This window comes from Mesorhizobium sp. M0106 (genome assembly GCF_040322715.1).
GTDB lineage: Bacteria > Pseudomonadota > Alphaproteobacteria > Rhizobiales > Rhizobiaceae > Mesorhizobium.
Window position 1 is genome coordinate 1 of record NZ_JAMYUA010000085.1, and the last position, 10,573, is coordinate 10,573.

At 61.9% G+C, this 10,573-nt stretch carries 7 protein-coding genes; 6 read left to right on the forward strand and 1 reads right to left on the reverse strand.

Annotated elements, in window-relative coordinates; translation table 11 throughout:
* Window positions 1-148 precede the first annotated feature (148 nt).
* The gene (locus NKJ55_RS34550) at window positions 149-355 is read right to left on the reverse strand and encodes a hypothetical protein (protein WP_352453802.1); all 207 of its coding nucleotides are present in this window, start codon (window positions 353-355) and stop codon (window positions 149-151) included.
* Window positions 356-610: 255 nt separating this feature from the next.
* Here NKJ55_RS34550 and NKJ55_RS34555 point away from each other — a divergent pair, with 255 nt between their 5' ends.
* The 6 genes from NKJ55_RS34555 (at window position 611) to NKJ55_RS34580 (ending at window position 10,316) form a co-directional block, all read left to right on the forward strand.
* The gene (locus NKJ55_RS34555; protein WP_352453803.1) at window positions 611-1,207 is read left to right on the forward strand and encodes a recombinase family protein; all 597 of its coding nucleotides are present in this window, start codon (window positions 611-613) and stop codon (window positions 1,205-1,207) included.
* 133 nt (window positions 1,208-1,340) lie between these two features.
* The gene (locus NKJ55_RS34560; protein WP_352453804.1) at window positions 1,341-1,907 is read left to right on the forward strand and encodes a hypothetical protein; all 567 of its coding nucleotides are present in this window, start codon (window positions 1,341-1,343) and stop codon (window positions 1,905-1,907) included.
* Window positions 1,908-1,988: 81 nt separating this feature from the next.
* Window positions 1,989-2,354 (forward strand): hypothetical protein, encoded by a 366-nt coding sequence (locus NKJ55_RS34565; protein ID WP_352453805.1) that lies wholly within the window; start codon window positions 1,989-1,991, stop codon window positions 2,352-2,354.
* A gap of 1,025 nt (window positions 2,355-3,379) precedes the next feature.
* Window positions 3,380-5,329, forward strand: a complete 1,950-nt coding sequence (locus NKJ55_RS34570; protein WP_352453806.1) for a hypothetical protein — start codon at window positions 3,380-3,382, stop codon at window positions 5,327-5,329.
* A gap of 256 nt (window positions 5,330-5,585) precedes the next feature.
* Window positions 5,586-6,626: a M15 family metallopeptidase gene (locus NKJ55_RS35750; protein WP_502904546.1), complete on the forward strand. Its 1,041-nt coding sequence runs from the start codon at window positions 5,586-5,588 to the stop codon at window positions 6,624-6,626.
* A 57-nt stretch (window positions 6,627-6,683) separates the two neighbouring features.
* Window positions 6,684-10,316 (forward strand): hypothetical protein, encoded by a 3,633-nt coding sequence (locus tag NKJ55_RS34580; protein WP_352453807.1) that lies wholly within the window; start codon window positions 6,684-6,686, stop codon window positions 10,314-10,316.
* The last annotated feature ends 257 nt before the right edge of the window (window positions 10,317-10,573 follow it).

The following is a 10,573-nucleotide window of genomic DNA, read 5'->3' on the forward strand; positions in this document are numbered from 1 at the left end:
GGCCTCCACCTCCAGCGCCTCGGCCTAGCGGCCTCCACCTCCAGCGCCTCGGCCTAGCGGCCTCCACCTCCAGCGCCTCGGCCTATACCCACAGCAAAAAGCCCCAGCGGCGACACTGGGGCTTTCATAGCGGCGGTGCTGCGAAGCGTTAGGCGGTGACATGCCAACGGCAGGGGAGGCCTTTCTGCTCAGCTACTGTGTCAAGCCAGAACTGTACGCCCGTCACATGCCGCGTTTGCCAGTCAGTTTCGAACTCGTCGCCTATCTCGTCGGCCCGAAGATTGTCCACGACAAAGCGGTACTCGGCGTCGTTGAACTTGACCTGGAACGGGGTCTGGCTGGTGTAGTCGTACATGGTGGTTTCCTTCAGGTTGATTGATGTGATCGAGACAAGCCACAATAGCAGCTGTATCATTGAAGTCAAAGAGATAATGATACTATCCGCGAGAAACTTGCGGGGGCTTCGGCGGAAACCCTGCGGTATCAATAGGGCTTGCCCCAGTGAGTCAGCCAGAAAGGGCGATTTGGAGTCTCACACGAATATGGATTGACTTTTTGATACGGATGGATCACATCCTCAAAGGGTCTAATGATCCGAAGGGGAGCCGCCATGCAAGCACCGGAGCACACCACATCTACCGCCACACTGAACGGGCATCTCGTCGGCTACGCCCGCACCTCCACCACCAACCAGAAGGCAGGGCTTGAGGCCCAGCTCAGGGACCTCACCGGAGCGGGGTGCGCGAAGGTGTTCCGCGAGGAGCTGTCCTCCGTGGCCACCAAGCGACCGGAGCTTGAGAGGGCCCTGGACTACGTGCGAGAGGGCGACACCCTCGTAGTGACCAAGCTCGACCGGCTGGCCCGCTCAGTGGCCGACCTCGTGGGGATCACCGCGAAGCTCCAAGCCAAGGGTGTGGCCCTCCGCATCCTCTCGATGAACCTGGACACCGGAACCTCAACGGGAAAGCTCATGGTGAACCTACTGGGCTCCATTGCGGAGTTCGAACGGGAACTGATGCTAGAGCGGCAGCGTGAGGGGATCGCAAAAGCCAAGGCAGCGGGGAAATACAAGGGTAGGGCTCCTACCGCCCGTAGCAAGGCGACCGAGGTCATCAGGCTGAAGGCCGAGGGCAAGACTGCGGACGGTATCGCCCAAGAGCTGGGGATCGGGAGGGCTAGTGTCTTCCGCATCCTTAGGGCCGCTTAATATATTTGGTCGGTGGCCCATATATTCGATTAATAATCGAGTACTGACACTGCGCATCTGCACATTAATTTGGCTGTTGCTTGATGAATGATTATGAGGTTACTACAAGGCGCACCCCAACAAGGAGACGCGCATGTCCTCTACATCGGCCACCGCTAGAACGGCATTCATCGACACAAACCTCATCACGGGCGCAAGGATCGTGGACAACCCGGTCAGCGCCTTGAGCGTCGCACCGGATGGGATCGGCCCTGTGGACGGGCTCAACCATTACCAGAAGGGCCTCCTATACGAGCTTAACCGCTTCCCCGGCTCCACCATCTTCGCCTACGTCCCCGAGGGGGCAGCACGGGAGGAAGCCATTGCCCATGTGGAAGCCAGAGGACTGGCGTTCGAAGCCGCCAACCCGCCGAACTACGGGCGCTGCCTACCAGGCTACCTCACCATCGCAACGTACGTGGGAAACCTGCGGAGTCTTTTCCTACTCTCCGACATCCAAGATGGACGATCCGTTACGGCCATCGCGCTGGACCTGAAAAAGCTGGAGGACGATGGAGCGGCCATTGCATACGCACTTGACGACCTCCAGCCCTTTGAAGGCCTTGAGTTTCTGAAGGACCGTCGCGCCGGCAAGGACATAACCGCTTGGGTCCAGCATGTGCATGATGTCCGGCAGGACGCAGCGGATATGGCTCCATAAGCCCGCATCCCGGAGGCCGCACGGCGGGGGAGGCAGTAGGCCTCCTCCTCCCAATTCACAGTCAGTTCCGGAGTAAATGCGATGATGAATGATCCTGTAATCCGAGCGTACTTTGAGGCCAACAAGCACATGAAGACCGTCGCGAAAGACATGCCCATCGGCGTAACCTTAGCTTTTCTTGGAGCGGCCCTCTGGGGTCAGGACCGCCACGACACGACCGACCCGCTAACCCTTGAAGACCTGGGAGTCAGAATTGGTGTCTCGCCCACGACTATCAGCCAGCACCTACGATACCTGTCCTATGGATACCGCGAGGGTACTCCAGGTCTCGGGCTGGTCGCGACGGCGGAGAACACGGACAATCACAGAAAGAAGGTCTTTTTCCTGACCCCGAAAGGGAGAGGACTGGTCAACCAACTCCAGTTCATATTTTCCAAGGCTCAGTAGATGGTGCGAGAGCAGATACCGACTAAGGTATTGATTTGCCTTAGCCGCGCTCAATAAGGCACTTACTTGATAGATAGCATAGCGTAACGACCCCAAGGAGCAGCGATGACGGAGAGGAGTGATGTGCAGCCAGCGTTTGTACGCAAGAGGAATTTCACCACCGGCGAAACCACCGAGGTTCCTGCCGTCGATGTCCTAACTCGTCCAGACACGCCCAGGCCGACCCCTGCCTACACCCCGCACCGGTGGCATGAGGGAGAGGAGGCCGCATCTCGTAGAGCAGACGCCGAAGCCGCCGCACAGAAGGCAGCCGCCATCAAGGCCAAGGCGGACTTCGACGCGAAGGTGGCGTCCCACCCATTGCCGGCTTCATGTCGAGACCGGGGATGTGATAGGCCTCTGGCGTACCGGGAATGCTGCGGCGAGCACTACCTCTCAGGGGTCCTCAAGGTCCGCCGTGACCAACCGGGGAATGGAGTGCGGTTTCGGCCTTTCGCCGGCTGGCAGGTTCCCCTCCAAGCTATGTCCAATGTCCAGCATCAGGCGCTCGTCATACTGCCCATTCCGACCTCCTACGAGGATTGCATCGGGCAGATAAACGCCGCCGATCCCGAACGGACTCACCATCCGATCTACGCCAGACCGATCCGAGCAAAGCGCACCAGAAACCGTCTAAAGCATTGATCTTAATGAGCCGCGCTCAATGGCCTTCTACTTGATGAGAGCATAGCGCCCGCGCCGCTCTTCACCACCACCATCCGGCCCGTCCCCACGCTTGCCAGACCTCCTTGTCGCCATGACTTGGAGGATGCCGCCGCGCGTCTGGACTCCCGTTCTCACCCCACCCCGAAAGGACCAAGCCCGCCATGGCCCGTACTCCAGTGCGACCAGTCTCCGCGCCCTCCCAAATTCAAGCCGTCTCTGCTCCAGTTGACACCTATGAGCGTCCAGCCCAGGCCGCACCCTCAAGTCTGAACCAATTGGCCGAGGGCCTAGCGGCTCTTGACTCCGGCCTGGGCTCCTTCATGGCCAAGCGTAAGGTCAAGACCGACGAGGCCGACAAGCAGCGGGCCATCCATGACGCCTACGTGGGCAACACCACCGGGTTCGATGAGGGCACCAAGCGCGGACTGATCCCTCCCCCGGAGTCGCCCGCCTACATGACCTGGTACAAGAAGACCCAGGGCGACGTTGAGGGTCGGAAGCTTCGAGACCAGTTCGCCCTCAAGTATCAGACCTGGGATGGCCGCAACGCGGGCGACCCCAAAGCCTTCCAGGATTTCGTGGGGTCATTCCTCAAGGAGAATGTCGCCGGGGAGACTGACCCAGATGTCTTGGCCGGTCTCAACCCGCACATCGAGGCACTCCACAACGAGGCCTTCACCCAGTTCACCACCGACAGGACGGCAGCCGTCAAGGGCGGCGCTTTGTCAACTGCCGGAGCCTCACTCACTGACCACATCGAGCGAGCCGAGGCGGATGGGCGGGCGACGGGCAAAGTCGACTATGACGGCCTCTGGACCACCATGCTGGCCGAGCGCGATGAAGCCCTGAAGCGGAACCTAGCGGCGGACTACGACCCGTTCTTCGTGGATGCCATCCTTCTCCAGGCCGAAGAGGCGGGAAACGAGGATGTCCTGGGGCTCCTGGAGAAGACGCTGCCAGGCCAGGAACACCCGATGTCCTACGACCTCAAGGTCCGGGAGAAGAGGGACGCCACCATCGCCCGTATCCAATCCGGTCAGGCCTCCATGGCAACTACCAAGGCGGCTGCGGAGGAGAAGGCCGACAAGGAGCACCACAACGTCCTGGCTGCCGGTGAGCTGAAGAAGATACATGACGACCCAAACTACGTAATCCCCGAGGAGACCATCAAGGAGCTGACTCGCAGGGACCCGGAGTTCCGCACCAAGCTCACCGGCTGGCGTAAGGCCCTCATCTCGGATGGGGCACCGGAGAACCCGGACGCAATCCTGGAGGTCTACTCCCAGATCGATGGTGGCCGTGGCGTCGAGTACGTCAACCAGATGCGGCAGTCCGGGGTCATTAAAGAGCCTGAGACCTACACCAAGATGATGGACCGGGTGGAGAAGCTGAAGAACGCCAACAAGCCTGGCGGAACCTTCGACAGCCCAACCTACAAGGACACCGTGAAGCGCATCACCAATGCGGCTGGCGTCGGTGAGTTCACCAACATCTTCGAAGGTACTCGGGGCATAACCGATGAGGGCGCGGCGGCGCTCTACGACTACCGGACTCAGCTCCTCCAGTGGGAGATCAACAACCCGGACCTGAAGGACAACGGGATGGCACGGGAGAAGGCTGCCAACGAGATAGGCCAAGGCATTCTCCAGAGGATTACCCCGGCGGGCACCGCCTTTGGCAGCAAGGCCAAGTATGACGATCCCGATGCACCCTCCAAACCAGTTGTCCCGTTGGGAGCAGCCCCAGTGCCGGCATCTCAGGGAGCAGCGACACCCGAAGTCGCTCCGGTCCAGGCCACAGCCGTGCCAGTTCCAGGGGTCTCCCCAGCAATGCAGGCTAAGATCACAGAGCTGGCCAAGAAGCACAACATCTCCGAGACCGATGCAGCGCAGTTCCTAATAGACGAAGGAGCACCGACGCCAGCAGCACCAGCAGCCGTTCCCGAGGGTCATCCAGACGAAGGCCTATGGGGGACTTTGAAGAGCCTCTTCGGGGGTGACGACACGCCTCCGCCAGCAGCCGGACCTACAGGCCCTGTCACCGGGCTGATCGAGCCTGGGAACATCGAACCTAACCAAGCGTCCGGTGGTCAAGAACGCCGATGGCTCAATCAGCACGGTTCGCTCCATGTCCTTCGAGAACGACAAGGGCCAGGAAGTCCTCATCCCCACGGTGGCGGACGACGGCTCTCGCATCCTCTCAGACCAGGAGGCGAAGGAACAGTATGGTCGGACTGGCAAGCACCTCGGCATCTTCGACAACCCGGCTGATGCTGATGCCTACGCGAAGTCGCTCCACGAAAGCCAGGATGCCTTCTACTCCAAGCAGGACAAGGGGGTCATCGGGGCAATCGAGGACGGTCACTACCTTCCGGACATCGGCGGGATGTTTAAGCCCAGTGAAGCCCACAAGGCCGCACTTGCCACACCACCCGAGGCCCTCCTCCAGGGGACTTCCCCAGACGACCGCGGGACCATCCCCGAGGAGACACGCAACAGGCTGACCAACCTCCTCAAGGCGCCTCCAATGCTCGCGGATGGATCTTCCTCGGCAGGCAATACTCCCGTCGGACCTCTCCTCCACCTCATCGGGCGCACTGAGGGCACCGACAAGGGGGACGGCTACAATGAGACTCTGGGCTACGGGGCATTCACCGGGGGCGATACCAACCTCACTGGCATGACCCTGGATGAGATCGACCAGATGCAGACCAGGATGCTGTCCCACCCTGACAACAAGCATGACTCCTCAGCGTCAGGCCGCTACCAGATCATCAGGAAGACCCTCCGTGGTCTCCGCCGAGAGCTGGGCCTGGGTGGTGACGAACTCTTCGACGAGGACATGCAGGACCGTCTTGCGATGGTCCTCCTGGAGCGCCGTGGTCTGTCCCAGTGGCAGGCCGGCGAGATGTCCGACGAGGCGTTCATGTCAGGTCTCTCCAAGGAGTGGGCCTCGCTGCCGAACGCTTCGGGCAAGGGTGCCTACAAGGGCCAGCGCACGGGCGTCAATGCGGCGGGACTCCGGGATGTCCTGGGCCAGGTGAAGAGCGGGAAGGGCGTCCAGGTGGCGTCCCTGGACCCGTCTGCCGGTGTCGCTGAGGCTCTCGGCGGGGAGGTCCCCCATGCCTACTCCAAGATACCGGAAAAGGACTCCCTCGGGCTCACCAACCAGAGGCAGCAGTTCATGGAGTGGAACCCTGACCCAGTTGGCAACGAGGAGAAGAACCTCACGTCCGTAGACCCCAAGCTGGCTGATGTGGTGAGGCGGGCGAAGACCCTCGTCTCTGGCACCGGCTTCGTTGTCGGCTCAGGCAGGCGGGATGCAGCGCTCCAGGCCAAGGCCGTGAAGTGGGGCTGGTCGAAGACCGAAGACAGCGACCACCTCGATGGCAGCGCCCTGGACCTCTGGCCTCTGGATGAAGACGGCGCTGTCGTGTTTGACCCCAGGCGGCAGGCCCTCATAGTCAAGGCAATGAAGCAGGCGGCCAAAGAGATGGGCGTCGTGCTCGACATCGGGGCCGAGTGGAAGGGCTTCAAGGATCGTCCCCACTTCGCCCTCAAATCGTAAGCCGACAGGCCAGGCCTCGCGCCTCCGTAACAATTCAAACGCAAGGAGCCACCGAACGTGGACAGCACAACCGTATCTACCACCCAGACCGGCCTCACGGCCCCGGACGACGAGCAGGCCAAGCTGGATGCAGCCTTTGCAGCCGCCGATGCCAAGCTGACTGCACGGACGGCAGGAACAACCTCCGACGAGGCAGTCCTCCAGGCTGTGGAGGCCCGCACAGGCCACCATGATCCGATCACCAGGACCATCGACGCCGCTGCCAGGGGTGCCACAAAGGCCGTCTTCGAGACCAAGGACTTCCTGGTTGGTGAACCGCAGGAGGCCGACAAGTCTGGCTTCCGCAAGAGCATTGAGGCCCAGGACCGGGCGGCGGCCGAGAGAAGCATCGGCTACAGCCTGTCCTCAGGCATCGGCCAGCTCTCCGTGGGTCTCATCGGGGCAGGCAAGCTCCTGGCCCCCGTCAAGGCTTTCACCAAGGGCAGCGCCGTCCTGAAGACCGGCTACGAGATGGCCAAGGGTGCGCTCGCCGGTTACACCGTCCTGGACCCCCACGAGGACCGCCTGTCGAACCTGGTCGAGGAGTTCCCTGACCTCCAGAACCCCGTCACCAACTACCTGGCGGCAGACCCGGATGACACCGCCGCTGAGGGCCGCTTCAAGAATGCCTTGGAGTCCATCGGCGCGGACCTCGCCCTGGTGGGTGCCGTCAAGGTCATCAAGTTCCTCCGCAATGGGGACAAGGCGGCTGCGGCGAAGGAGATCGCCAACCTGGAGAAGGCTCGCCAGGCCAACGCCAACGAGTTCGGCCAGGACTTCGGGCCAGGCAACCAGCCAATCGGAAAGGACACCCCAGTCGATGTGCCCGCCTCAGGCTCTCCTGGAGTCCCCGACCTTGCCCAACCTCAGGCGAAGCCGACAGATGGGGGAACTCCATCGGAAGCGGCAGGCCGAGCTGATGGGACCATCGAGCAGACCGGCACCAGGTCAACCATCGACCCTAAGACTGGCCACCCCGTCCTCCCGACCGAGAAGGTAGCCACTAAGATCGTCTCCACCGAGGAGATACCGGACGCTGACCTCCAAGCCATCCTCAAGGAGAGCGCTGCGGACGCCCAGGCGATCAAGACCTACGGCTCCCGCTTCAAGGCCCAGGAGGCCGGTCACGATTTGGGCAAGAAGGTCCCTCTGCCGTGGCAGAAGCTGCATACCCCAGGCAACGTGGAGTCGCTCCTACAGCGCTCTGCTCAGGTCCTGGAGGACCGTTTCAATGTTGCAAAGGGCGGCAACGTCGTGACGGATGCCCGCGTGAAGTCCCTGGCCAACGAACTTGGAGCCCAGTTCAACGAGGACCCGGCACTCATCATCGGGCAGTTCGCGGAGGCCGGAGAGCAGGCCAAGCTCATGGCTCCCCGCATGGAGGCCGCGCTCCGCCTCGGCAACCGAATGTTCATCGACGCGGACGACCTGGCCACCAAGATTTCCAACGGCAACCTCCAGGAGTTCGGCGGCGACGTGGCCACCGCGTCCCAGGAGTTCATGGCGCGGCTCGGGGTCGCCTTCGACACCATGGCCTCAGCCAACTCAATGCTCGCCAACTCGGGGCGCACCCTTCGCTTCGCTCGCTCCCAGTTCCGCTTCAGGCCCGCCGACATCGCGCGGCTCAAAGGCATGGACCCCAACAAGGTCGTCATGGTCATGCGCAAGGCCGGTGGAGACCCCAAGAAGGTCGCCATGATCCTCAACGAGAGGTGGGACAAGCGCGTCATGAACGAGGCTACCTGGCACCTGACCAACGGCCTCCTCTGGATGTGGCCAACCCATGTGGTCAACATGACGACCAACGCCTTCATGCTGGCTGCACGACCCTTCGAGAAGACCTTTGGGTCCGCGGCCCTCCGTCTCGTCACCAAGGATGCGGGGAAGAGGGCGGAGCTGTCCTCGCTCTCTAGGCAGGGCCTGCGGGAGTACCACTACACCATCGCCTCCTTGGCAGACGGCTGGTCCGATGCGGTCGAAGCCTTCAGGCGGGGCGACTCCATCCTCAATCCGCAGAACACCGAGTTCTTCGACGGCTCCATGACGGGCCTCCAGACGCAACCGCTACAGTGGAAGCCCTGGAACAGCATCTGGGATGTGGCGCACAACGCCTGGCAGTCGGCCAACTACAGGACCATCGTGGGCCTGCCTACGCGGGCACTGGGCGGAGCCGATGAGTTCTTCAAGACGCTCCGCTATCGTGCCGTGGTGCAGTCCAAAGCTGCCACCGATGCCATGGACGTTGGTCTCACCGGGCAGGACTTCAAAGACTATGTGCAGAAGGCCCTGGACAAGGCCATCGATCCGGCTACCGGCAGGGCGCTCGATGCCAATGCGGTGCGGGAAGCCCAGATGACCACCTTCCAGCAGGACCTCAACTACGAGGTCACCTTCGGGGGGAGCATCGGGCGGGCCATGCAGAACGCCAGGAAGACGGCACCAATCCTCGCCATCGTGCTGCCCTTCGTGAAGACCCCCGTGAACGTCATCCGGTACGGCATCAAGCTGTCACCGGGCCTGAATGTCCTCCAGAAGGAGTTCCGGGACGCCCTCATGGGGTCGGTGGGAGCGGAGGCGCAGGCCCACGCTATCGGACAGATGGCCATGGGGTCGATGTTCCTGGGTCTCGCGGCTCACCTTGCGGCAAACGACCAGTTCACAGGCTCGGGACCCTCCGACTACAAGCTCAAGCAGGAGCTTATCTCGACCGGATGGAAGCCCTATTCGGTCACCTGGATGGGGGCAGACGGCAAGCGGCAATACTTCCAGCTCGGAAGGTTCGACCCCGCTGCCACCGCCATGGGCATAGTGGCCGACATCGTGGCCCTCCAGAGGAAGAACCCCGACCAGGACCGTTCGGACCTCATCCTTGCGGTTGCCATCGCGGTCGCAAAGAACCTGGGCGAGAAGACGTTCCTCCTCAACCTCAACAACACGATGGACGCGGCGCTCGACCCGGAGAACAAGCTTCCCAAGTTCCTGGGGCGGACGGCGGGCTCCATGCTCCCCATGTCCTCCCTAATGCGCGGTGCCAATCCCGACCCGTACCTCCGTGAGGCGCGGACCTTCGTGGACAATGCCATCCGGGGTGTCCCTGGGCTCTCTGAGGGTCTCCCGCTTTCCATGGATGTCTGGGGTGACCCGATTGAGCGCCATGTGGGCCTCACGGACTCCCAGGACAATGACATCGTGGAGGCCGAGCACAATCGCATCATGCTCCAGACGGACACCGGCATCGGCAAGCCATCTGCAAAGTTCGAAGGCTTGGACCTCCGCGACATCACGCTCACGACTGGCAAGAACGCCTATCAGCGTCTCCAGGAACTCTCGGGGCATCTGCCTAATGGGGCACCGAGCCTCAAGGAGGTGCTTAAGGACATCATCCAGTCGGAGGCCTACCAGGACCTCCCCGATGGCGACAGCGATGTGCAGGGCACCCGGCTAAACGTGCTTGGGAAGAAGGTTCAGGCCTACCGGGAGGCGGCGAAGAAGGTCCTCATCCAGGAGAACCCGGAGCTACAGCCCCTTGTCAAAGCCAGGCAGCGGGACACGCTTGGAGCCATTGTTGAAAACCAGAGGTCGAGAGCAGCGAGACAGCCGGGGGCACGGGAACTCATAGACGCGCTGACCAACGGAGGGCAGGTGAAATGACCGGCGACATCGTTTGCCGTTGCGAAGGGTGCCACCGGATGGTGAGCCGGGGTGGATACTGCCGTCCTCACTTCATCACCGAGAGCCTAAGGTGGACCATCACCGCCAGGGCGCTGCGCTTGGTCCCGTTTGGCCTCCTCTCTGAGTCGGAACTCCAACAGTTGTGGCGGGACTGCGCATTTCGCTGATTGTGAGCAGCCATTTCAGGCGATCGTGAGCACGTATTTCACGCGATCATGAGCGGTCGCTTCGGCCGA